Here is a 25446-nt window from a genome sequence, read left to right on the forward strand (position 1 = left end):
ATTGAATCTGATTGATATAAAAACAGGGTCGTTTTTTCATGTTATTTACTAATAAATTAGCTTGCTCTATAGCTATAGCTCTTTCTATATGTAGTCTTAATGCCCAATCGATAACGATTGAAGAACAACGTATAGAAAAAGCAATTAAAGTTATGCCATCTGTTTCTTTGGCGCTGTCTGAACGCGTAGATTTATTTGCTGAGCAAGTGCAAAAAGCACGCAATTTAACTGTGCTAAGTCAATTATCTATTAGACACGGTAAAGGCATATGGAATGATGCTAAACAACATTTTAAAAATACCAATAGTTATGATGATAGGCCGTTGTATTGGTCTCGACTGCAAATGTCTAAAGCCCTTAAAAGTACTAAGGCTTATAAAGAGTCATTACCAGATCAGCAAAATAAATTACTTTGGAAATTTGAATTATATTCACGTGGTCAAACGGATATTAAATACGATAAAAATACCAACAAAAAAATCTTAATTACAGGCTTTGACCCTTTTTTACTTGATCGAAATATCAAGCAAAGTAATCCATCAGGCATTAGTGCACTTGTTTTAGATGATTTAGTGATTAGTACTGAAGGTAAAAGTGCTGAAATAGAAACACTTATTTTACCTGTGCGATTTTCAGACTTTGACCAAGGCATTGTTGAAGAGATATTAACACCTTATTTGAGTGTTAACGCCGTTGATATGATCATAACGGTGAGTATGGGAAGAAATAGCTTTGAGTTAGAGCGTTTTCCTGGCTTAAGGAGAAGCTCTGTAGCGCCAGATAATTTGAATGTATTAACAGGCGCTAGTAAAGATGAACCGTTAGTTCCTATGTTGCACGATAAAAAGCTTAATGGCCCTGAATTTTTAGAATTTACTTTGCCCTCTGCACAAATGAAGAATGCAGCTGGATTTTATCCAGTTGAAGATAATCGCATTGTTACGACTAAAAATATGACATTAGAAGTTCAAGCATTAACTGAATTAATGAATGAAATTTCGGTACAAGGTTCAGGTGGTGGTTATTTGTCTAATGAAGTGTCGTATCGTAGTTTATTGTTAAGAGATTTATACAGCCCAGTATTGCCAGTTGGGCATATTCATACACCAAGTATTAAAGGGCATGATAACAATAAATTAGAACTCATTGTGACTCAGCTTAAAGCGATGTTAACTCAAGGGTTAAAAACATTGTAGTTGTTCTTAATATCAAAAGTGAGTTGAAATTTTATTAAGCGTCACTGAGAAAATTCACCTCTTATGAAATGTAAAAATCTGATTAAATACTTAGATCAATATGCTGAAAATAATGTTACCCAATTGGGCACACATTTAGCCGATTTGCTTCCACACAATGTGAATTTTGAGCACGTTGTTGTTATACCTGCTTATAAAGAGTCGCCTCAGTTTGTAGCGCGACTTTTATCTTCTCCTGTAATAGTACCTGTTTTATATATTATTGTTATCAACCAGCCAGACAGTGATGTTGATAGTTCACCACAGATAAATTTATATAATTTTATAAAAAGCTCAGGTACGTCAATTTTTAAAGAAGGGGAGATCGAGCTAATTTCTGCAAGCGAACAAACTTATTTTTTGATTGTAGATGCTTTTACTCATCCATTACCTGTAGATCAAGGTGTAGGATTAGCGAGAAAGATAGGTTCAGACTATGCCTTATGTCTAATTAATAAAAATAAAGTATTATCTGATTGGATCCATTCAACGGATGCTGATGCTCATTTACCTGAAGGTTACTTTGAAGCAACGAGTGCTTTATCAAAGCAAAAAAAACACAATCAAACCGTTGCTGTAAGTTATAACTTTACTCATGTAGATAAGAATATAGAGCTACAGCAAGCGAACAAGTTGTACGAAACGGCACTACGATATTATGTTGCTGGCTTGAGTTATGCCGGATCTGATTATGATTTTTTTACCATAGGTAGTGTTATCGCTTTCAAAGCAAAAGAATACGCTATGGTAAGAGGTTTTCCTAAACGCAGTGCAGGAGAAGATTTTTATTTGTTAAATAAACTCGCTAAATTAGGTCAGGTTAAATTTTTAAAAAATGCGGTGGTAACGATTGAGGCGAGGGTGTCTGACCGTGTTCCTTTTGGTACGGGTCCTTCGGTGGCTAACATATTGCAGCTGAAACAAGACAATAAACCTTATTGTTACTATCATCCTCAGGTATTTGAAGAGTTAAAAAACTGTATTCGTACTTTTGATACCTTGTGGGAAAATCGATTTAACCTTGACGATTGGACAAGCGCTTTATCTAAAGAAAGCCAACACGCCTTACAAGATATTAAATTAGCGTCGTTTGTTGATAAGCAAAAAAACAATAACCAAATACAGTTTAATAAACAGTTAACTGTATGGTTCGACGCTTTTAAAACATTAAAGTTTATTCACAGTTTACGTGAACAAAAATACGCTGATATTCCATTACAAAAAGCGATTGAAAGCGCTGGTTTTACTTTCGACCATTATTAATTTTCTGTTCATATTCTAATGTTTTTAAGGTTACAACAGTTTTAACTATCAGCAATTTCTACTAAGTTTGCGTAAAAACCCCCTAACTGAATAAGTGAGTTATGTGTGCCTTTTTCGATAATTTTACCTTGATCAAGTACGATAATTTGATCTGAGTGCTGAATAGTACTGAGCCTATGAGCAATGGCTATAACTGTTTTTTCAGCAAAGACATGATCAATAGCACGTTGGATCATTTTTTCAGTTACAGAGTCTACAGAACTGGTCGCTTCGTCTAGTAAAACAAGATCGCTACCACTTGCCATAGCGCGTGCAAAAGCAACTAGCTGAGCTTGGCCTGCAGAGATGTTACTGCCATTTTCATCCAGTATAAATTGATAGCCACCGGGGAGTTTTTCAATAAATTCATCAGCGTAAACATATTTAGCGGCAGCTTTTATGGCTTCATCGTTAATGCCTTCACGTTGTAAACCTATATTAAACGCTAGGCTTTCATTGAATATATAAACTTCTTGCTGCATTAAAGAAAAGAAATTATTTACCCATTTTTTAGGGATATCTCTTAGTTCTATATCATTTAATTTGATGCTGCCTTCGTAATTATTATAAGTTTTAGTAAGTAGACGAAGGATTGTTGATTTCCCCGAACCTGTGCTACCGACTAATGCAATTTTATCCCCTTTTTTTAGTGAGAAAGTTACACCTTTTAGAACATAAGGACCCGTTGGCTTATATCTAAACTGCACGTTATTAAATTCTAAAGAAATAAAAGAACTTAACTGCTTAGACATTGATTTAATTTGGCTTGCTGATAAGTGCGCTTCATCATTGTCTGTTTCTAGTGGTTGTTCATATAAAGTTTGAATGTTACTTAACGCAGCTAAAGCTCTTTGGATGGCGGCCATTTGTGATGTAAAATCTCTTACTGGAACAAAAATTTTATCTAGTGTTTGTATGAAACCAATTAAAACACCTACCGATAAAGCAGCAGCTAAAATCTCATGAGCACCATACCAAATAATAAGCCCCATACTGATAGTTGTGATCCCTTCGATAATGGAAAATAAACTGGCATCAATTAAATTTGATCTTGACTGAAAACGGAAAAAGGCATTTGTAAAAAAGCCAAAGCGATTTTGTGCTTCTTTTTCTGCATTGTAGAGCTGTACAGTTTTGATACCTTGTATGCTTTCTTGTAAATAACCGGTGCTTTGAGATAATACTTGACGTGAAGCTAGTTGTGACTCGTGTAATAAGCGCCTTAATATGGTTGTTACCCAATAAATAGGTGGCGCAATAATTAAAGTAACTAGGGTCAATTGCCAACTGATTGTTGCTAAGAAAATTAACAAAGCTGTAGTAATTAAAACATCCCGAATCATGGCGAGCATTCCAGCAGCAAGCGATTCATTAATAGCTTCTAAATCACTTGTTAATCGGGTTAATACAGATCCCATAGGAGTTTTATCAAAATAACTACGAGGGAAGTTTAATACACGGTTGAGCATGTCTATTCGCATGTCTCGCATTGTGTAAAGGGCAGCTTTTTGTATAAAGTAGGAGTAACTCGAACTTGCCAAGTAATTAGTGAACAGCACTAAAGAAATCAAAATAAGCCATAGTGTCATTCCATCCCATTTTTGTACGGTAAGCTGTTTGTCTACGATCTGAATAATCAGCCAAGGAAAAGCAATACTACAAAATATTGAAATAGGAATGGGTAATACCCCAAAAAAGTAGAGCTTTTTATACGGAGCTATAAAAGGCAAAAATTGCTTCCAATATTCTTTTATCGTTGGCTTTTGGTTAGCCGAGTTAGAAGAACCGTTTAAAGCTGTGTTAATTTTTTTATTATCTGAGGAAGATGCATTATTTTTAATTTTAGACATTTTCTTCCTCCGTTGTTCCTGTTTGAAGAAATTGCCACGTTTCTCGATATAAGTTAGATGTGCTTAACAACTCATTGTGGCTACCTGATGCTGTAATTTCACCGTCCTCCAATAATAAGATTTTATCTACCCGCTCTAAAACTGCTTGGCGATGGGAAACAATTAAACAACTTTCTGTTTGTGTGCTATTAAATATTTGATCTAATAAAAAGCTTTCTGTTTCATTATCAACAGCCGAAAGTACGTTATCTAGCACCATTAATTTTGTTGGTGTATACATTCCGCGAGCTAAGCTAATACGTTGTTTTTGCCCTCCAGATAATAAAATCCCTTTTTCTCCCACTAAAGTTTGAATACCGTCAGGAAAGGTTTTTATTTCTTTTTCCATGGCGCTTTGTTTTAACACTTTTTGCATTGAAATAGACTTCTCTGACAAGCTTGAACCAAACGTTATGTTGTTTTCTAAAGTGTCAGAAAACAAAAAGGGCTCTTGTGTAATGGTTCTTACTGCGGATCGTAGTTCATTACGAGACAACTTAGTTATATCAAATCCATCAATATAAATGCTGTTTTCTGGTATGTCATAAAAACGATTTAAACAATTAACTAGTGTCGATTTTCCACTGCCAACACGCCCTAAAATAGCAATTTTCTCTCCGGGGTTAATATCAAACGAAATGTTTTTTAGTGCGAATTCGTTTTTGTTTATCTCATTATCGATATTGTTTTTATTTGTTGTTTTTGGGTATTTAAAATTTAAGTTTCTTACCTGTAAACCTTTTGAAAAAAGTTTTTCTTGGTTAAATGACGATTTTTCAGTGTCATTCAGGGTGTTTGTATCTTCTATGGTTTGATTTAATATACGGCCCATACTTTTCAAACTTACCATTCCCATTTGAACGGTTGATATCAATCGACCTAACGACATAAAAGGCATAGCTAATAGGGTTGCGTAAGCTAGAAAAGCGGTAATATCTCCTAAAGAAAGCTCTGATTGAACAAGGTACCAACCACCTAGCCCTAATATAATTATTTTTAAAACAGCTTCTGTATATTCTAAAATGGGCATAACGAAACTACGAATTTTAAGTTGTTGTAATGAAACTTCCAGTATTTCATCATTACTTTGACTGAATTTATTTAAGGCCCAAGGTTGAATACCGCTGCCTTTTATTACATCAACCCCATTTAAAAAGTTGACTGCCTGAGATGATAGCGTTTGTAGGTGACGCATTCTTTGTGACATTAGTTTTCGCATAGTTGAAATAGCATAGTTCACAATTAAAAATGCAATAATCATAGGGATAAGACAGTACAGCATGAGTGTAGGAGATATTTGCCACATTTTTATAGGGGTCATTGAAAGCGTAAAGAAAATATTAAAAATATTCATCATGCCAACACCAGCCATAGCGCGTATGCCGTTAATGTCATTATTTACAATAGAAATTAAGCCGCCTACAGGATTTGAACGATAAAAGCTTTGTTGTGATTGGGTTAATACTTTAAAGGCATCGTTTTTAAATGCTTTTTCGACTAGTCGACCGGGGTTGAAAAATAGCATTCTTGAAGCTGTACGAGTTAATAAAACGCACAATGCAAAACCAATAACCCAGTAAATTTTTTCTATTAACAGTTCATAATCTTCTTTGCCTGAACCACCCAATAAATCGATGCTATCACCTAAGTAAATAGGGATAGTTACTGCTAATAAATTTGTTATAAAAAGGCAAACAATACCTAATAAATAAGAGTATTTGTGTTGCAAGGTATAAGAGAAAAATAAGCGTAATTCGTTCAAAGTAATAAACCAGTTTTATAAAAACAAACCAATAAGAATATATATTCTTAGCATGAGAAAGATGAATTAAATAATGAGTTAAGAACTACAGGATAACATTGAGCAACCCACTTTGTTTTTTGCCCAATCTGGACGTTTACCTGCGTATTGCTCAAACTCAGGTTGTTCGTCATAAGGATTTTTAAGTAAGGCATGTAACTGTTTTATTTCGCTAAAGTCACCATTTTCTGCTTTATCTATCGCTTGTTGAGATAAGTAATTTCTTAACACAAACTTAGGGTTTACTTTATTCATTTTTGTTGCACGTGTTGTGTCATCGTAATTTTCAGCAGTAAAGATTTCTTGGTATTGGCTCATCCACAGTACAAGCTTTTCTGTATAAGCATCAGTTATTTGATCTGCATCGTAATAACAGGGAGTGAAGTGTTTTATTAATGTTTCTGCTGCTGTTGGTGCATTCATATCTGTATTTTTAAGTTCAAAAGTGGCGAGTAAACGATAGAAAATGGTCATATCTGTTTCTATCTCACTTAATAGGCGATCTACGTTCTTACATAGGGTTTTATTCGTTTCTTTTGTTGTTTGGTCTTCTAGGCTTGAAGGTGCAGTTAATCCTAATTTTTGCATCATCATTTCATACCATTTTTGTTCATACATAGCGCTATAACTTTCTACTTTAGTTTGTAGTTCTTCAGTACTACCAACAAGTGGGATAATGGCATTCGCTAATTGGCATAAATTCCATAAGCTGACTTCTGCTTGTGCGCCAAAACGGTAGCGTCTGTTTTGGCTGTCGGTTGTGTTAGGTGTCCAGCTTAAGTCAAAGTTATCTATCCAGCCGTATGGGCCAAAATCTATAGTTTCTCCTATAAGTGACATATTGTCGGTATTCATTACGCCATGAACAAAGCCAACTCTCATCCAGTGTACAATTAGGTCGCATGTTGTATCACAAATTTGATCAAACCAAGCGAGATAAACGTTTTTGTCGATAACGGGCTCTTTATCTTGCTCTACATTTTGCGAAAGTAAAGCAGGGAAGTCGTGTGTAATACTGTAATTAACTAACTGTGTTAATAACTCAAGATCACGTCGCATAGCGGGTAATTGAATTGAACCAAATCGCATAAATGATGGAGACACTCTGCAAACTACAGCACCGAGCTCAGGCTTAGCATTTCCGTCGTACATTATATCTCGAACAACGTGTTCTCCTGTTAAACATAAACTTAACGCGCGCGTTGTTGGAATGCCAAGATGGTACATAGCTTCAGAGCATAAAAATTCTCTTACTGATGAACGTAAAACAGCAAAACCATCAGCCGTTCTTGAATAAGGGGTAGGGCCTGAACCTTTTAATTGAAGTGTTTGAGAGCCTTGTTCATCGGTACTGACTTCACCTAAGTTAATGGCTCTACCATCACCTAATTGCCCAGCCCAATTACCAAACTGAAAACCGCCATAACACATAGCATAAGGCTCCATACCGTCAATTAATTGATTGCCTGAAAATATTTGCGCAAAGTCTTCTGAATCAACAAATTCGTTTGTAAAGTTAAACAATTCAGCGACTTCTGTTGCTACTATAATGGTTTTCGGCTGTTTAACGTTAATAGGCATAGCCTGTGAGTAAGCCGCGTGTTCAACTTGTCGGGGATAGGTTTCTTCAATGGGATCACAAGGTAAAATTTTTCGAAAGGTATTATTGAAGTTTAATTTAAGTTTTTGCACAATATCACTTTATAGCATGGCTTTTGTTTTGTATTGCGAATTATAACTGATAGCAGCCTTGGCATAAATGGATCTTTATTTATTTGTTTAGCGTTTTAGCCTATACAGTTTATGCTATAGGTTGTTGGTATCACTTTATTTAAGGTAATTATTTTGCTTGGATATATTCAAAAAAGTTCATTAACGCATACTTATTTTGGTCCTCAAGGTTTTCAGTTATTTAGCTCAGAAGAAGAGCAGAGGGCAGTACAAAGAAAATTCACCGATGATCCATCGTGGAATAATGCTTGGTTTATTGTAGGTATGGATACTGAATTAGGTGATCCCTATTTAATTAATAAAAGTAGTGATGACGCCGTTGTTTACACGGGTGTTTTTAATGGAAATACATGGGAACTTGTACCTGTAGCGCAAACCATATATAGCTTTATTGAATGTTTAACGCTCCTTAGAACCGTAAGTGCGCAAACATCAGAAATATTTGTGCCAGATGATTCAACCTTAACTGATAAAGATATTTTGAAAGACTTAGAACAACAATTAATTGAAATATCTAAATGTGAAGCATTTTGGCAACAATTTATTGTTTGTTATATAGATTGGTTAACAGAGTGATTTTTTCCTAATCCAACATCTTGGTTAACTTTCTAGTAGTACACTCATTGACTTCCCCTTAGAAGAATTATATTCTTTACAAATGTAAGCGCTTTCATTTTTATTATTAAGTGATTTTTACTTTATAACTATTCTAGGAAATATAATGAATTCAAAAGCTTTAGCCGAGCAAAAACTATCATTAAAAGAAAAACTTGGTTATGCATGTGGAGACGTAGCCAGTAATTTTTATTGGCGTGTTTTTGATGTGTTTTTATTTATATTTTATACCGATGTTTTTGGTATTCCTGCAGCAGCCGTAGGTACTATGATGTTGGTGACTCGTTTAGTGGATGCCTTTTCAGATCCCTTAATGGGAGCGCTAGCTGATAGAACACAAACTAAATACGGTAAGTTTAGACCTTATTTACTTTGGGGGATTTTACCTTTAGCGGCAGCAGGGGTGTTAACTTTCACCGTTCCTGATTTGGATGAAAGCGGTAAACTTGTTTGGGCTTACGTAACCTATATTTTTATGATGTTGGCGTATACATTTATTAATGTGCCTTATGGCGCTTTATTAGGTGTAGTTACAGGCAATACACAAGAGCGAACTACGCTAACCAGTTTTAGATTTATTGGAGCATTTTCTGGTGGTAGTTTAGTTGCATTTTTAACGCCTGAGTTGGTGAGCTATTTAGGTAGTGGCGATGAAATTACCGGTTGGCAATTAACCATGGGCTTATATGGTGTTGTAGCGGCTATGCTATTTGCGTTTTCTTTTTATTCCACCAAAGAAAGAATAAAACCTCCAGCCAATCAAAAAACACCGGTTATACAAGATTTAAAAGACCTAACAAAAAATAAGCCATGGATCGTATTATTTTGCCTTGCGCTTATTATTATGATGACAATTTCGCTTAGAGGAAGTACAGGTACTTTTTACTTTAAGTATTTTGTTGGACGAGAAGATTTAATTGGTAGTTTCTCTCTTGCTTATATGCTTTCGTTAGCGGTTGGCGCGGCATCTACACCTTTATTAACTAAGTTTTTTGATAAAAAATCTCTTCTTACTTTACTAATGATGATTGTGGCCATTTTGTCTGTGAGCTTTTACTTTGTGCCAAAAGATCATATTGAATTAATGTTTACTCTTCAAATACTCATTGGTTTAGCGCTCGGACCAAAATCACCTTTGGTTTTTTCAATGTATGCAGACACTGCTGATTATTCCCAATGGAAAACTGGGCGAAGAGCAACAGCGATGATTTTTTCTGCCGCGGCTTTTGCACAAAAGTTAGGAGGAGCAATAGCTGGTGCCATGATAGGTTGGATTTTAGCGTCTATGGGCTATATCGCCAATCAAGCTCAAACTGGTGCATCGGAACAGGGTATTGTTTTATTGATGACCTTGATCCCTGGAGTTATCGCTATTGTTGCCGTAGTTGTTATTCGTTTCTATCCCTTAACTGACGAACAACAAAAACAAATTCAACACGACTTATCAAATCAAATATCAGCAGGAAAATAATTAATGTTAGATCGTAATACCTATTCATTTGCTCATGATGGCCAAAGCATTACTTTACATAGTCCAACTAAGTTACCCAATGCCAGTGGTTTTTTATGGAATAGCCAAATGATGATAAACATGAATTGTAGAGGTTATGCCATATCGCAATTCATGCAACCTGAACCTGCTAAATACTCGTATGCCCCTAACATGGAAGCTAAAACCTTTATGCAACCCGAGCATGCGTATTTTTCTCATCATCCAGGGCGTTTTTTTTATATTAAAGACGAAGATACAGGTGAGATTTTTTCAGCACCTTACGAACCGGTAAGAGCTTCGTTAGACACATTTGATTTTGTATTGAATAAACACAACATTAACTGGGTCATTAGAAAGCTAGATATTGAAGTGCAATTGTCTTTAAGTTTAACGGTAGATAAACCGATTGAATTATGGACGGTAGCGATTAAAAACTTAAGTGATCGAGCGCGTAATATTAGCGTATATCCGTATTTTTCTATCGGTTATATGTCGTGGCTTAATCAGTCAGCTGTGTTTGATTCATCTTTAAATGCTATTGTTGCGACTTGTGTTACGCCATACCAAAAAGTTGAAGACTATCCAAAGCTGAAAGAATTTAAAGACAAAACCTTTTTAATAGCAAACCGTAAACCTATAAGTTGGACGGCTAATCAAAAAGTATTCGAAGGTGAAGGCGGGTTACATAACCCTAGTGCTTTAGCTAATCAATACTTAGCTAAAGAAGAGGCTATATATGAAACTCCGGTTGCGGTACTTCAATATCAATTTCATTTAGCTCCTCAAACATCTGAGTCATTAAAACTTATTTTTGGCGCAGCTAAAACAAATGATGATATTGCGCAGGTAAAGAAACACTTTTTTACGACTAGGCAAGAGAACAGTGGAGAAGATGGCTTTACTGATGAACTAAAACAATATGAAAACTATGTAAATAGCGGTAAAAGTAATATCAACATAGCATCGCCAGATGCTGAATTTAATCATGTAATAAACCATTGGTTACCTAGACAGGTTTTTTATCATGGTGATGTAAACCGACTATCAACCGATCCCCAAACTCGTAATTATCTGCAAGACAATATGGGCATGAGCTACATAAACGCTTCGTTAACTAAACAGTCGTTTATTACCTCGTTATCACAACAGCTATCAAGTGGTGTGATGCCTGATGGCATTTTGCTGCACCCAGATGCGGAGTTAAAATATATTAATCAGGTTCCTCATACCGATCATTGTGTGTGGTTACCGATTTGTTTGTCAGTCTACCTATCTGAAACGAACGACCAAAGTTTGTTAAGCCAACAAATACCTTTTGTTGATTCAGCTCAAACTCAAAGTGTTAAACAGCATATTGATTTAGCTATGGAGTCGTTAATTGCAGCTAGAGATCACCGTGGTTTAAGTTTTATTGAACAAGGCGATTGGTGTGATCCTATGAACATGGTAGGACACAAAGGTAAAGGCGTATCAGCATGGCTTTCTTTAGCAACCGCTTATGCATTAAATACATGGGCTGACTTATGTGAAATTTACACGAATGATCATAATAAAATTGAATATTATAGAAAAACTGCTGCTGAAATTAATGAAGCCGTTAACCTAAATTTGTGGGACGGAAAATGGTATGGCAGAGGTATTACAGACGATAATGTTGTGTTTGGTGTTAAAAAGGATGTGGAAGGGCGTATTTATTTAAATCCTCAATCGTGGTCTATTTTAAGTGGTGCAGCAAATAAAGATAAAATTTGCAGTATGTTAGATGAAGTAGAACAACAACTTTCAACACCTTTTGGTGACATGATGCTAGCGCCGAGTTATACCAAAATGCGTGACGATGTAGGTCGTTTAACGCAAAAGCATCCAGGTGTTTCTGAAAATGGGGCGGTTTATAACCACGCTGCTATTTTTTATGCATATAGTTTGTATACCATCAATAAGAGTGATGAAGCCTTTAGTCTTCTTAAAAAGATGCTCCCATCGTTAGATGATGTAGAAAAGCGCGGACAATTACCCAATTTTATTCCCAACTATTATCGAGGTGCTTATAAACAATTTCCAGAGCAAGCGGGTCGATCAAGCCAGTTGTTTAACACAGGTACAGTGGCATGGTTTCAACGATGTATTGTTGAAGGTTTATGTGGTTTAAAGGGGGTAAAAGGGGAGTTAGTTATTCATCCGCAATTACCTAGCCATTGGAATGAAATGGAAATTACCCGCTCATATTTAGGGGCGCAATTTAACGTTAACATTGTAAGAAAAGACATAAATAAAATGCGCATTATATTAAATGGAGAAGAGTTAATGAGCCATATTATTTCAAATATTAAACAAGGTAGGTGTTATAAACTTAACATTAGTATTCCTTTAAAAAATAGCGATAACTGATTATGAGCTCTATTAAAAAAGCTACCACTAACTCATTGCAATTCATCATTGTAATGGGGGTTAGCGGTTCAGGTAAATCAAGTATTGCAGAAAAAATAGCGAGTCAATTAGGTTATTTATTTGTAGAGGCCGACGATTTTCATTCAGATGAATCAAAAGAATGGATGGCGTCAGGAAAACCTTTAACTAATGAAATGCGTGAACCTTGGGTTATCTCAGTTCAACAATACATAAAAAAACAATTAGCTAATAATGTTTCATGTGTACTCTCATACTCAGGTTTAATCAAATCTCATCGAGATATCTTCAGGCAATTACAGATCAATATACAATTTTTGTTTTTAGATGGTTCAGAGGAACTGATTAAAGGCAGATTGAAGAAAAGACAAAATCATTTTTTTAACCCTTCGTTGTTGCATAGTCAATTTGTTGCTTTGGAGCGACCATTTCATAATGAATATGATACAAAAGTTATTGACATATCTGGAGATTTTGAACAGGTGTATAAAAAGTGCCTTATACATTTAAGCCAATAAAATTAAATGTTTACTTAGTTGCGAGTTGTTTATTTTAGGTTTGTTGTAGTGGGGGTTTTGTGATGGTAACTAATGAGATTTATACCCGTTACCAATCAAGATGTGAATTTCAGAGCATCGTGAATGGTTACGGGTATATATTACTTTAATTCAAACTGAAATAAGGTGGCATTGAGTAGAAAATATACAATAAGGGATGTTTGGTCTATACTAAATTTATGTTTTTATTATTGTGAGAAATCATCATGAAAAGACATTATGCTCAATTTGTAGTTCTATTCCTTTCACTTTTATTACTTTCGGGTTGTGAAAGCATCACTAATGGCTATCGGCAAAACATTAAAAATACCAACGAATTATATTTAGATAGCGCCTACCCAACATCAAATACATTTCAAATAGAAAGCGAAGAAGAGCTTTTCGCCATTGATGAAGAAATGGCAAACATGGTTGAATATGTTTTAAAGCCAGTACGTGATCATGAAAAAAAAGCTCGTCTTTTATTAGAATATATATTTTCATCTAATCATATTGCTATGTCTTATGAAAGCGGCGCTAATGTAACCGCGATAGATGCTTTTCATGGGAGAAAAGCAAATTGCATGTCGTTAACCATTATGGCTTATGCTTTAGCCACTAAAGCAGGTATGAAGTTAAAATTTCAAGATATTCAAGTACCTGAATATTGGATGAGAAAAGGTAGTCATCAATTATTGATGGGGCATGTAAACTTACTAATAAATAAACCTGTGTCTAATTTAGGTAATCAAATTTGGTCAAAGGACATTTTACAAATTGATTTTGACCCCAGTGCAGCTAAATCACATTTTAAACGTAAAGTTGTGAGTAAAAAAACGATAGTCGCCATGTTTTATAATAATAAAGGCGCAGAAGCACTCATTCGCTCTGAATACGATTTAGCTTATGCTTATTTTAAAGCGGCAACACAGGTTGATCCTTTATTTTATAGTGGTTGGGGCAACTTAGGCGTTTTATATAAAATGAATCATCATTACGACTTAGCGGTGAATGCTTATAAGTATGCATTAGATTTGAGTCCTAATGATTTGACTTCTTTAGAAAATATTGCGCTTTTATTCAAAAAATTAGATAGAAAAGACGAAGCATTAAATATACAAAATAAGTTACATACTAAGCGTTTAAGTAATCCTCATTATCATGCGTTATTATCAAATGAAGCGAATTATAAAGGTGAGTACTTATCAGCAATTACCCATTTAAAAAAAGCGATTAGGTTAGAATCTAAGTTTCATGAGTTTCATTACAATTTAGCTAAACTTTATTTAAAAACTGAACAATTAGATTTAGCTAAGTCTTCAATGAGAAAAGCCCTTAAACTCAATAAAAACATGAATACTGAGCGTGAGTACAATAGAAAATTAAATTTTTTGAACCAAGCTTCAATCAGATACGAATCTAAATAAGATTGGAGCAAGTCATTAATTTATTTGTTCCTTTTTCGTGTATTCATTTTATTGTAAAAATCGTATCGTCTCTTTTCAATAAATTGGGTTTTATACTATAGTATTCACCTTCAAATTTAATTATTTCGATCTTTTAATTCAAAACCTAACCATTTGGTAAAGAAATGGTTATAATGTTTTAATTATTAAGATATCAAGAGGCATGAATACCAATGGAAAAAAAATTTATTACCGCTCAAGAACTTTTAGAAGATTCTTTCAGGCTTGCAGCTAAAGTTTACGAAGACGGTTTTAGACCTCAGTTTATAGTAGGAATATGGCGTGGCGGCGCACCTATTGGTATTGCAGTACAAGAATATTTTGATTTTAAAAAAGTTGAAACCGATCATATTGCTGTTCGTACATCATCTTATTACGGCATCAATAAACAAAGTAAAGAAATTAAAGTTCATGGTTTACATTATATTATTGAAAATGCGAATGCTGACGATGGATTACTTATTGTAGACGACGTGTTTGATTCTGGCCGCAGTATCGATGCTTTAATCAAACAATTGAAAAAACTGAGCCGTAATAACATGCCAACAGATGTAAGAGTGGCCTGTCCTTGGTTTAAACCTAAAAATAATAAAGTGGATATTGTTCCTGACTACTATGTACACGAGTCGGATGAATGGTTAGTTTTTCCACACGAGCTTTCTGGGTTAACTGAAGAAGAACTTCTTAACGGCAAAAGTGATTTAGCGAATATTGTACATCTTTTAAAATAAAAATTGTGGGTGGTGGCTAAGATAATAGCCACCATTGCTTTAATAAAACCTTAATCAATTTATTCTAAACTATCATTTCTTTTTACTTATTTAATAGCATCATAATCTAAATATGAAAAATCTCTTTATTGCATCGATTGCTGGTATTGTTTTATTTTTTTCTTTTTTACTTATTACTGACTCAAATAAACAAACAATTAAAACACTTCAAATAACACCAACGATCTTATTGTCGATTGATGGTTTTTCTAATGATTATTTACAACGCTTTAAACCAAAAAATATATTAATGCTGGCTGAAGGCGGCGTAAAAGCTAAGTCGTTAACGCCTGTATTTCCAAGTAAAACATTCCCAAATCATATTTCAATGGTTACAGGAAATTATCCTGCTAAACATGGGGTTATTCATAACAGTTTTTATAATAGGGCGTTAGATAAAAATTATAAATTAGGTTTAGGTAAAGATGACCCTAATTGGTTACGCAGTCCTACGTTATGGTCAATAGCAGAACAACACGATATTAAAACGGGTATTTATTTTTGGCCTGAATCAGAAATTAATACAACTCAATATAAGCCTACCTATGTAAAACCTTATAAACATAATACGCCTAACGAACAGCGCTTTAATCAAATTATTGATTGGTTAAAAATGCCAGTAAATGAACGTCCTTCATTAGTGTTAGGCTATTTTTCGGTAATTGATAGTGCAGGGCACGATTACGGTACTACATCTAAAGAATTGGAAGAGGCGATAGCAGAGCTTGATGATCTCTTAGGTCAATTTATTGATAATTTAAAACAAAACCTAGATTACGAAGTCAATATTGTTTTAGTTTCAGATCATGGCATGACGAATATTTCCCCCAAGACAATATTATATAATCACCTTTTTGAAGGGCTGGAAGATATACGTGTTGTTGATGGCCAAACTCAATTATTTCTTTATCTACCAGAGGACGATAAAGCGAAAGAAGCGGCATTGGTTCGCACTATAAAAAATAGACTAACACCTTTTGAAAAAACATTAGTTAATGTTTATGATTTTGATAATTATCCAAAACATTGGCATTTTAAAGATCGTTCATCGGTAATGCCTAACGTGATTTTAGAAGTATTGCCGCCTTACGTTTTTGGTAAACCTAGAGAAAAAGGTAATGCTACTCATGGTTATGATCCAAAGCTTACTTCAGAGCTGAATGCTATTTTTATTGCTAATGGTCCTAGTTTCAAAGAAGGGTTAGTCATTGAGCCTTTTGAAAATATCTATATATTTCCTATGATGCTTTCGCTGTTAGGGATAGATTTACAACCAGACGCTGATGCCCATCAAAATATTTTATTACCTATATTAAATACCAATAATTAGGGTCTATTGAGCTTTAAATTTTGTTCGAATTTAAAGCTTGTTGAATTGCGGTGTTAAATTGCTGTAGAAACAATTAGACCCTAATGGTTATTTTTGAAAATTAAAATAAGCAGCTTATTGCCTTCTCATTGCATGTAGCTCATTTTGGAGTGATGAGTAGGTTGAAACACAAAAAGGTACAAAGTAAGTCGCGATAATTTTAAAAATATCTAAAGAACTTAAGTCTACGGTTAATAATTTGTCTCCATGGTTTAAAACCGCCAGAAAGCTACCCACAATAAGTGAAATTTTTATACTTCTTTTAATTATGTCTGGACGAGTAGCTATTTGTAACCATGTTGCAGCGTTAGAATTTTCAGTCGTTAACATATAACCTTCTGTAGCTTATCTAAGGTGTGCATTGCTTTTAAGCATTGTACTAAGCTTGCATTAGGTTCTTTCCCTGTTTTTATCGCGTTTATAAACTCTCTGTCTATTAATTCTACGCCATCACCTAATAATGCAAGGTCACCTAAGTCTATTTCTTTACCTGAACCATCAAAGAGTTGATCATAATGAGCTATGTAAGTGCCGTTATCGCATATATAACGGAACTTAGTGCCGAGAGGTCCATCACTATTAAAAGATAGAGATAGGTTACATATAGCTCCGTCTGTTGCTTTTAAACCAATACTCATATCCATAGGGATACCTAACTCTGGGTGTATAGGACCTTGTAGAGCAAAACAATGTTCAATACTTTGGTCTGTTTGATATTGAAATAAATCGACAGTATGACAAGCATGATGCCAGAGCAAATTATCTGTCCAGCTACGAGCTTCTCCTTTGGCGTTGGTATTTGTACGACGAAAGAAGTGTGTTTGTGCTTCAAGTTGTTGTATTTTTAACTCTCCACATTGAATTTTATTATGTATCCATTGGTGACTAGGGTTAAATCTACGGATGTGTCCCGCCATAGCGATAACATCCGTTTTCTTCTGGATCTCAACCAACTCTACGGCATCTTCTATATTATCTGCCATAGGTATTTCTACCAATAAGTGCTTACCTGCAAGCATAACTTGTTTTGCTTGAGAAGCATGAATAGGAGTAGGACTGGTTAGAATGATCCCGTCAATCTCTGAACTATTGAGAGCATCGTTGAGATTGCAACTCCAGTTAGGAATGTTGTGATGCTCGGCAACTGACTTTGTTGATGTTTCAACACCGCCAATTAACCAAGAAACATCAACATTTTCTATTTTTTTTAAAGCTTCTAAATGTTTATTTCCAAAAGCTCCTTCACCGACTACGCACAGTTTTATCATGTTATATTTATTATTTAAGTTCAGGCCAATAAAGCTTAAGAGGGTTTGCAACAAGTAGTTTATGTTGAAGCTCTTGAGTAGGGGCTATTTGAGGTATGAAGTTAACTAAGTTCCCATCATCTGGTATATGAGTTTTCATATTAGGATGTGGCCAGTCTGTTCCCCAAAGGACTCTGTCAGGAAATTCTTCAACTACCCTACGCCCAAATGGAATAGCGTCTTGATATCCATTTGGTCCAGTATTTGATATCCGTTCAGGACAACTTACCTTCGACCAAAAATTATCATTATCACTAAGTAATTTAATAAACAAATCAAAATCAGAACCTTTAACTGGCTTACTTACATCAGGACGTCCCATATGATCAACAACAATGGTTACTGGTAATGATGTGAAGAAATCATAATATTGAGCAAGATCTTGAGCTTCAAAATATATAACAATATGCCAACCTAGTTTTTTGATACGATGAGCAATACTTTCTAATGAATCAAACGGTAATGTATCAACAAGGCGTTTTACAAAATTAAAACGAACACCTTTTACGCCTGCAAAGTCGAGCGCTTGTAGCTCTTCGTCTGATATTGTTGATTTTACAGTTGCTACACCTTTTGCTTTACCTTGGCTATGAATAAGCGCATCAACTAAAGCGCTATTATCTGAACCATGACAAGTGGCTTGAACGATTACATTGCGTTCAAGACCTAGGTAGTCTCTTAATGCAAATAATTGATCTTTAGAGGCATCACAAGGGGTATATTTACGCTCTGGAGAAAAAGGAAATATATCTCCAGGACCAAATACATGGCAATGTGCGTCTACCGAGCCTTTAGGTAATTTAAATGTTGGCTTTGTTGGGTTTTTACACCAATGTAGCCAATTTGCATCTACTTCAAATTTACTCATTCACTGTCCAGGATAATTAATCCTGCTCCTGTATTAGATACGGGTACATGATAATGGCGATAAAGTTCTTTAGGGTTTTTTAAAGCCCCAAGCATGATCATCCACATCACCATTTCTGCGCCTTCTGACCCAGCTTCTCTTAAATATTCTGCATGCCCTATATTTATTAAGCGTTCAGGGTTAGCTGTTAAGTCATCTAAAAATGAAATATCAAATTCTTTATTAACTAAGCCAGCTCTTTCGCCTTGTAACTGGTGCGACATACCACCAGTACCTAAAATACATACTTTCAAATCTTCATCAAAGCTCTCAACAGCATCACGAATAGCTTGACCTAAAGCATAACAACGGGTACCTAAAGGTTGAGGGTATTGAATAACATTGACACAAACAGGGATGACCTGACATGGCCATTCTTCGGGCTGGTCATACATTATTGATAGAGGAACGGTAAGGCCGTGATCAACAGGCATTTCATTGACGATGGTTATATCGAATGAGTTTTTAATCAGGCTTTCGCAAATATGCCAACCTAATTTAGCGTGACCTTTTACTGTAGGCACTTTTCTTGGACCGTAACCTTCATCAGCAGGTTTGTATTCATCAGCTACCCCTACAGCAAAAGTTGGGATCATTTCTAATGAAAATGCTGATGCGTGATCATTGTATACAATAATACATACATCGGGTTTTTCTTTTTCTATCCATTCACGTGGATATTTATACCCATCCATTAATGGGCGCCAATTTTCTTGGTCTGCCATACCTTTATCGACTATAGCACCAATAAGTGGAACATGAGATGTACCTACACCAGATGTGATTTTGGCCATTATTTTTCTTCCCATTCATGTTTATAACGATTACCTTCAGGCTTTCTACCGCCATTTTGCATCATTGTTTTAAATTCTTCTTCAGTAACACCTGACATTAATCCTCCAACGCCTTGCATGGTCATTCCGTCAAATATGGCTAATTTAAAAGTGTAGTAGTAGTTACCGCCTAAACGAAGTAACCCTATCCAATCACGCTCTAAAACAGCTTTCTTTTGATCTTCTGTCATTGGAAATTGTTCTAGGTATTTAGGCTCGTTTGCACGGAATTCGTCGCGGTTTTCTGCTTTATTGAGAGACATGCAAAACATGTTTAAATGGTAACCCATCATATTATGATGAGGATCGAAGACATATGTACCAGGAATGTCGCTATAGTCTCTATCATTACGCATAAAATAACCTTTTCTCTAATTTTATTTATTGACTAAATTCTAACGCTATACAGCGAAGATGTACCAATTATAAAAGATAAAAAGCAGATGAAATTTTATCTTTGCTCTTTTAACCCATACAGAAAGAGTTATAGTTTGCATTTTGAAGGAAAAAATATGAAAAATTTAGTCACTATAACTTCTGCTGATGGTCACCAATTTTCAGGTTATTTAAGCCAGTCTAAGCAAAAAAATATTAAAGGCGCTATTGTATTAGTTCATGAAATATTTGGTATAACGGAACAGATGACAGAGTTAGCTGATCATTATGCAAATTTAGGTTTTACTACGCTTGTTCCTGCATTGTTCGATAGAATTTCAAAAGATGCGGTATTTCCATATAATGAACCCAAAAAAGGCCTAAGCATAGTTGCTCAATGTTCAAAAGAATCTTTATTGTTGGATATTAAAGCGTCTATTGATTATTTAAATCTGAGTAAAGTTTCTGTCGTCGGTTATTGTTGGGGGGGGGACTCGCTTATCTCGCTGCCTGTGAATTGGAGCTATATAGCGGTGCAGCATTTTATGGTACCCGTTTGGAAACATACTTACCTAGCATACCCAAATGCCCATTTCAATTTCATTTCGGCGCATTAGATGACCATAGCCCTAAACACGTTATTGATAATATGAAGAGTGCTGCGACTGAGGCACAGTTTTATATATATCCTGAAGCTGGCCATGCTTTTGCTAATCATCATAAACCTAGCTTTAATCAGAGCGCTAATGAATTATCACAAGAGCGTTTGTTAAAAATTCTCTCGTAATATCTACTATATTTTCGACGCTTAGCTTTCTTTCGAATATGAAACCTGTGACTCAACAAGTTTCATATTTTAAGTTAAATTAATATATTGAATGGTAAAAAGATCTTATTATGCTTAATATTTTCTACTGCTGGAAAGTTAGCTAAGCAACTACAATTTCATCTGCCACTTGTCTTAATTTATTTAGAAACAATTGAGCTGCCGGTGATGGTTCAGTGTGTTTTCGCATTGTTATACCTATGGAGCGATATGTGTCGTCCATTTTTACTGGCAGAACATCGAGTAAATCACTATGTTCATCATAAAAGATTTGGTGCTTAGAAAGTAAAGCAACACGATCGCTGCTAATGAGTAACCCTCTGATCATAGATAACGAACTTGTATGTATTGCTTGGTCAGGTAGGCTGCATCCATGACTATTCATGGTTTCAATGAATAGTTTGCCTGCGGGAGTATGGAATTCTGGTAAAATCCAACCGTATTCATTCAAATCATTTAACGTTACTTTTGACTTATTCATCAAAGGGTGATGCTTACGAGCCACAATCGATAGTTTATCTTCTAAAAGAATTTCAGTTTTTATATCATTCGATTTATCCATGGTTCGTACAGCTCCTATAATAAGGTCGATATCACCACTTCTTAAAGACGACTCCATCAATTCATATGTGCCTTCATAGGTAGTCACTCCTAGTCCAGGGTATTCTTTTAATAATTTATTAATTGCGTTTGGTGTTAAATATGTTCGGGTATATGGCAGTGTACCTATTTTAACGTTACCGCAAGTAATACCGTCAATATTTGCCATATCTTCTATACCATGACGTATTTCAGCAAATGCTAGCTTTATATGTTGTGCTAATACATGACAAAAAGGAACAGGTGAAACTCCGCTTGGAGCGCTATTGAATAGCGGCATTTCAAGCCATTCTTCCATTTGTCGTACTGAGCTATAGATAGCTGCTTTAGTTATATTGAGTTGTTCAGCAGCTCGTTGATAATTATTTAAATGATACAAAGCAATAAACGCAGATAATCTTTTGTAGCTTATATCCATTGAAAATATAGGAATATTCTCAACAGGCCGATTTATATCTGAATATTCAAGCAGTTTGTCACCAACTTTTTTAAATTCATCCATTGCTCTTTTTGAACGTACCGTTAATGATTTTCCGTGTGGAGTTAAAATCATTCCTGTAGAGGTTCTATCGAACAGCTTTTTTCCTACAGTTAATTCAAGATCTGAAATGGCTTTAGTGATTGCTGTTTGAGAACGATTTAGTTCTTTAGAGGCTTTGGTTACATTTTGATATTCGGCCACATAAACAAGAGCTCTTAACTGTCTAAGGCTAATGTCTGGTATTCCATTTGGATCAAATTGAATCATTTTAATGCGCCTTTTATTAAATAAGTTCTACGGGTGTAATGAACAAGAATTTAGCATGAATTTAAATATTCAAGCAATGAGTATTTGTTTGATGTTAATAATATTTTGTTCTTTAGGCCTTTAAAAACTGTAATTGTATATTTGTTTTTGTGTTTTTTGGTATGAATTTTATTGAGTTGTATTCTTTATTTTAGTTGAGGTTAATTATTTTGCATGGCTAGAAAACAGTTTCCCATTGGAAGTTAAACGTATATCGCCTTTATGCTTTACCCATCTCAAAATAAAGGTGGTTAATATTGTGAGTCAAATGTCTATTCCATTTATGCAAATTCGAGGTGGTAGTTCTAAAGGTCTTTACTTTTTAGCTTCTGATTTACCAACCTCTGAAAGTTTAACAAATCAAATAATATTAGATGCGGTAGGAAGGGATGATAGTCAAATAGACGGTTTAGGCGGTGGTCATCCTTTAACGAGTAAAGTAGCTATTGTATCTCCTTCTAAGTTGCCGAATGTTGATATTGATTTTTTATTTATTCAAGTTGTTGTTGGTCAGAATCAAATTGATACGACGCCAAATTGTGGAAATATACTTGCAGGAGTAGGTCCTTTTGCTATTGAATCTGGCTTAGTTACTCCTACTGACTCTATGACTAAAATTACTGTGAACATGCTTAACACAAATAAATTGTGTGAATTGATTTTGCATACCCCGAATGGAGAAATCAATTATAACGGTGACCAGCGTATTGATGGTGTTTCTGGTACATCGGCTCCTATTGTTTGTAACTACATGGATATTTCAGGTTCTGTAACTGGAGAGCTTTTTCCGACCGGAGCCGTTAAAGATAATGTTGATGGTGTTGAAGTGACTTGCATTGATAATGGTATGCCTGTGGTTTTAGTTAGAGCAGAAGACTTACAAGTTAGCGGGTATGAAACACCCGAAGAGCTTAACAGTGATCAAAATCTCAAAGATAAGTTAGAAAGTATTCGTTTAGCTATATCACCTAAAATGAACATTGAAAATGCTCAATCAAAAGCCGTTCCTAAAATGTGTATTATCTCACCAGCAAGGTATGGAGGGCTTATAAATACACGCACATTTATACCACATCATTGTCACTCAGCTATTGGAGTATTAGGAGCTGTTTCAGTTGCTACTGCTTGTATTGTAAAAGGTAGTGTTGCTGAAAATTACAGTAATGGTGTTATTACGCCGAATGATCCTATTTCTGTTGAACATCCGTGTGGGGAATTTACCGTTAATTTAGATTTTGAAGATGATGGCGTTATCCCTCAAATTAATGGTGCGGGAGTTATTAGAACGGCAAGATTATTGAGTAAAGGTGTTTTATTCGTACCACAACCGAATTGATCTAAGGAAATTTAAAATGAAACCTGTAGTTATTAGAAATATTGAAAGAAATGAAGTATCAAGCCTAGATGAGTTGGCACATTACGGAACATCAACGGTACATGAATCTCAAGGTCGAGTCGGGTTATTAAAACCGTACATGAGACCCATTTATCCTGGCGCTAGAATTGCGGGTAATGCCGTTACCATACTGGCTCAACCGGGTGATAATTGGATGTTGCATGTAGCTATGGAATTATGTAAACCGGGCGATATATTAGTTGTTGCATGTACTACTGATAATACAGACGGAATGTTTGGAGATTTACTCGCAACATCAGCACAAGCTAGAGGAGTAAGAGGCTTAGTCATTGATGCTGGTGTTCGTGATGTTAAAGACTTACAAGAAATGTCTTTCCCTGTATGGTCACGTGCTGTAAGTGCTAAAGGAACCGTAAAAAATACCTTAGGTTCGGTAAATATTCCCGTAGTTGTCGCAGGACAAGTTATTAACCCTGGAGATGCAATAGTTGCCGATGATGACGGTGTTTGTGTTGTAGCAAGAAGTGAATTGAAAGAGGTTTTGGTTAGCTCTCATAAAAGAGAAGTTAATGAAGAAGAAAAAAGATTAAAACTGAAAAGTGGTGTTTTAGGATTAGATTTATATAATATGCGTCCACGTCTTGAAGAAGAAGGGTTAACTTACTTTGATTCAAACGAGGAATGGAAAAAAAGTCTTTAGTTAAAAATGTAATACCCGTTCTAATTAAGGGGGGCTATTTATCCAGCTAGAATTTAAAAATTAATTAGTGGGGTTGGTTATGTGGCATAAAATTAAAGCCGCCTTAGGTCTGACAGGAAAAAACAATATAGTTAATGGTGTTATCCTAGGGACCGATTCTCACGAGTATAGTATGTGTAAAAAGTTGCGTTCAAAAAAGGTACAGATCTTGTTTTTTATTTCTGAAGATCCATGGCAATATAATACTTGTTTTGAAGGAGCTATATGCAAGTATCCTATTGAACTGAAAGCCTTGTGTGCAAAACATAATATAACAAACATATATTATTGTGATGAATCGTGGCTAAAAAAAATACCTTCCCTGCCAGTTGGTACTACGCTTATACAATATCACTAATGACCGATTTAATTATTATTAGCTTAGGCTGTTTTGTTGCAGCCTTTATAAACGCTTCATTTGCTACTGGTGGCGTTTATATTATGTTAGCTACTGTGTCTGCTGTATTACCTTTAACTGTAACTATACCTTTATTACCCGCACTTGCCTTACCTTCATTATTTGCTCGCATTGTTTTATTTAAAGATCATATCAATCCATCCATTGTTAAAGCATTTATTTTTGGATCAATTTTTGGCGTTTTGCTTGGTGGGCAAATATTTGTCAGTTTAGATGAACATATTATTTCACTATCAATAGGAGGATTAATATTACTCATTACATGGTGGCCTAGTATTAGTATAAAACTCCCCCGTTTTAATGTGTTTTCGTATATTGGTTTTAGCCATTCGTTTATTGGTACTTTGTTTGGTGTTGGCGGCATTTTACAACCTGCTATATTTAGAACCGCAATGACACAAGCACAAATAACAGGAACTTTAGCTGCTTGCCTGTTTACTATGGATATATTTAAAATTTCTAGTTATGTTTTTAATGGTTTTTCATATTTTTCATATACGCTTCAATTATTGTCTGCCATTTTCTTTGGCTTTTTAGGTGCATGGATAGGTAAGCGAACTTCAGTTGCTATTTCTCGTAAAACGTTTAGACGTATTTTTAAGTTCATTATAACGATGGTGGCTTTAAGACTTATATTTAAAGGGATTATTTATTAAGTAACCTGAACTCGACTTAATAAATACTT

21 protein-coding genes and 1 pseudogene are annotated in these 25446 nt (G+C 35.0%); 13 read left to right on the top strand and 9 right to left on the bottom strand.

Going from position 1 to position 25446, the window contains the following annotated elements; genetic code table 11:
* Positions 1-38: 38 nt before the first annotated feature.
* Together AC0L5Q_RS01920 and AC0L5Q_RS01925 are read left to right on the top strand one after the other, a co-directional pair.
* The gene (locus AC0L5Q_RS01920) at positions 39-1196 is read left to right on the top strand and encodes a pyroglutamyl-peptidase I (RefSeq protein ID WP_473614032.1); all 1158 of its coding nucleotides are present in this window, start codon (positions 39-41) and stop codon (positions 1194-1196) included.
* 63 nt (positions 1197-1259) lie between these two features.
* Positions 1260-2498 carry a hypothetical protein gene (locus AC0L5Q_RS01925; protein WP_473614033.1) on the top strand — a complete coding sequence of 413 codons (1239 nt, stop codon included), beginning with the start codon at positions 1260-1262 and terminating at the stop codon, positions 2496-2498.
* Between the two features lie 41 nt (positions 2499-2539).
* Here the strand turns inward: AC0L5Q_RS01925 and AC0L5Q_RS01930 are convergent, their stop codons facing one another.
* From AC0L5Q_RS01930 to AC0L5Q_RS01940, 3 genes are all read right to left on the bottom strand, one after another.
* Positions 2540-4387: an ABC transporter ATP-binding protein gene (locus tag AC0L5Q_RS01930; RefSeq protein WP_473614034.1), complete on the bottom strand. Its 1848-nt coding sequence runs from the start codon at positions 4385-4387 to the stop codon at positions 2540-2542.
* On the bottom strand, positions 4380-6188 hold the full coding sequence (locus AC0L5Q_RS01935; RefSeq protein WP_473614035.1) for an ABC transporter ATP-binding protein: 1809 nt from the start codon (positions 6186-6188) through the stop codon (positions 4380-4382). The genes AC0L5Q_RS01930 and AC0L5Q_RS01935 overlap by 8 nt, the downstream gene beginning before the upstream one ends.
* Positions 6189-6266: 78 nt before the next feature.
* The gene (locus AC0L5Q_RS01940; protein WP_473614036.1) at positions 6267-7919 is read right to left on the bottom strand and encodes a protein adenylyltransferase SelO; all 1653 of its coding nucleotides are present in this window, start codon (positions 7917-7919) and stop codon (positions 6267-6269) included.
* 153 nt (positions 7920-8072) lie between these two features.
* On the opposite strand from AC0L5Q_RS01940, the gene AC0L5Q_RS01945 reads away from it, so the two are divergent.
* The 7 genes from AC0L5Q_RS01945 (at position 8073) to AC0L5Q_RS01975 (ending at position 16573) form a co-directional block, all read left to right on the top strand.
* Positions 8073-8534, top strand: a complete 462-nt coding sequence (locus AC0L5Q_RS01945; protein ID WP_473614037.1) for a hypothetical protein — start codon at positions 8073-8075, stop codon at positions 8532-8534.
* Between the two features lie 145 nt (positions 8535-8679).
* The gene (locus tag AC0L5Q_RS01950) at positions 8680-10044 is read left to right on the top strand and encodes an MFS transporter (RefSeq protein ID WP_473614038.1); all 1365 of its coding nucleotides are present in this window, start codon (positions 8680-8682) and stop codon (positions 10042-10044) included.
* 3 nt (positions 10045-10047) lie between these two features.
* Positions 10048-12453, top strand: a complete 2406-nt coding sequence (locus AC0L5Q_RS01955) for a GH36-type glycosyl hydrolase domain-containing protein (RefSeq protein WP_473614039.1) — start codon at positions 10048-10050, stop codon at positions 12451-12453.
* Positions 12454-12455: 2 nt separating this feature from the next.
* Positions 12456-12989: a gluconokinase gene (locus AC0L5Q_RS01960; protein ID WP_473614040.1), complete on the top strand. Its 534-nt coding sequence runs from the start codon at positions 12456-12458 to the stop codon at positions 12987-12989.
* Positions 12990-13234: 245 nt separating this feature from the next.
* A complete protein-coding gene (locus AC0L5Q_RS01965; RefSeq protein ID WP_473614041.1) occupies positions 13235-14434 on the top strand; it encodes a tetratricopeptide repeat protein in 1200 nt (399 codons plus the stop codon).
* Between the two features lie 212 nt (positions 14435-14646).
* Complete coding sequence (locus AC0L5Q_RS01970) at positions 14647-15204, top strand: phosphoribosyltransferase (RefSeq protein ID WP_473614042.1); 558 nt, start codon at positions 14647-14649, stop codon at positions 15202-15204.
* Between the two features lie 112 nt (positions 15205-15316).
* Positions 15317-16573 carry an alkaline phosphatase family protein gene (locus AC0L5Q_RS01975; protein ID WP_473614043.1) on the top strand — a complete coding sequence of 419 codons (1257 nt, stop codon included), beginning with the start codon at positions 15317-15319 and terminating at the stop codon, positions 16571-16573.
* Between the two features lie 114 nt (positions 16574-16687).
* Here AC0L5Q_RS01975 and nrtS read toward each other — a convergent pair whose 3' ends face one another.
* From nrtS to ligA, 5 genes are read right to left on the bottom strand one after another with little or no spacing between them, the layout of a single operon-like run.
* A complete protein-coding gene (gene nrtS, locus AC0L5Q_RS01980; protein ID WP_473614044.1) occupies positions 16688-16942 on the bottom strand; it encodes a nitrate/nitrite transporter NrtS in 255 nt (84 codons plus the stop codon).
* Positions 16936-17880 (bottom strand): Gfo/Idh/MocA family oxidoreductase, encoded by a 945-nt coding sequence (locus tag AC0L5Q_RS01985; RefSeq protein ID WP_473614045.1) that lies wholly within the window; start codon positions 17878-17880, stop codon positions 16936-16938. The genes nrtS and AC0L5Q_RS01985 overlap by 7 nt, the downstream gene beginning before the upstream one ends.
* Positions 17881-17890: 10 nt before the next feature.
* The gene (locus AC0L5Q_RS01990; protein ID WP_473614046.1) at positions 17891-18787 is read right to left on the bottom strand and encodes an amidohydrolase family protein; all 897 of its coding nucleotides are present in this window, start codon (positions 18785-18787) and stop codon (positions 17891-17893) included.
* On the bottom strand, positions 18784-19620 hold the full coding sequence (locus tag AC0L5Q_RS01995; protein WP_473614047.1) for a class III extradiol dioxygenase subunit beta: 837 nt from the start codon (positions 19618-19620) through the stop codon (positions 18784-18786). Before AC0L5Q_RS01995 ends, AC0L5Q_RS01990 begins: the two co-directional genes overlap by 4 nt.
* Complete coding sequence (ligA, locus tag AC0L5Q_RS02000) at positions 19620-20015, bottom strand: protocatechuate 4,5-dioxygenase subunit alpha (RefSeq protein WP_473614048.1); 396 nt, start codon at positions 20013-20015, stop codon at positions 19620-19622. Before ligA ends, AC0L5Q_RS01995 begins: the two co-directional genes overlap by 1 nt.
* 156 nt (positions 20016-20171) lie before the next feature.
* Here ligA and AC0L5Q_RS02005 point away from each other — a divergent pair.
* Positions 20172-20821 (top strand): annotated as a pseudogene (locus AC0L5Q_RS02005) (dienelactone hydrolase family protein).
* A 142-nt stretch (positions 20822-20963) separates the two neighbouring features.
* On the opposite strand, the gene AC0L5Q_RS02010 reads toward AC0L5Q_RS02005, so the two are convergent.
* Positions 20964-22208 (bottom strand): LysR family transcriptional regulator, encoded by a 1245-nt coding sequence (locus tag AC0L5Q_RS02010; protein WP_473614049.1) that lies wholly within the window; start codon positions 22206-22208, stop codon positions 20964-20966.
* Between the two features lie 307 nt (positions 22209-22515).
* On the opposite strand from AC0L5Q_RS02010, the gene AC0L5Q_RS02015 reads away from it, so the two are divergent.
* The 3 genes from AC0L5Q_RS02015 (at position 22516) to AC0L5Q_RS02025 (ending at position 25417) form a co-directional block, all read left to right on the top strand.
* Positions 22516-23583, top strand: coding sequence for a 4-oxalomesaconate tautomerase (locus AC0L5Q_RS02015; RefSeq protein ID WP_473618247.1), 1068 nt, complete (start codon positions 22516-22518; stop codon positions 23581-23583).
* Positions 23584-23599: 16 nt separating this feature from the next.
* Positions 23600-24304: a 4-carboxy-4-hydroxy-2-oxoadipate aldolase/oxaloacetate decarboxylase gene (locus AC0L5Q_RS02020; protein WP_473614050.1), complete on the top strand. Its 705-nt coding sequence runs from the start codon at positions 23600-23602 to the stop codon at positions 24302-24304.
* 339 nt (positions 24305-24643) lie between these two features.
* Positions 24644-25417, top strand: a complete 774-nt coding sequence (locus AC0L5Q_RS02025; protein ID WP_473614051.1) for a sulfite exporter TauE/SafE family protein — start codon at positions 24644-24646, stop codon at positions 25415-25417.
* Positions 25418-25446: the final 29 nt, after the last annotated feature.

The sequence above is a fragment of the Pseudocolwellia sp. G5-9 genome, assembly GCF_055808995.1.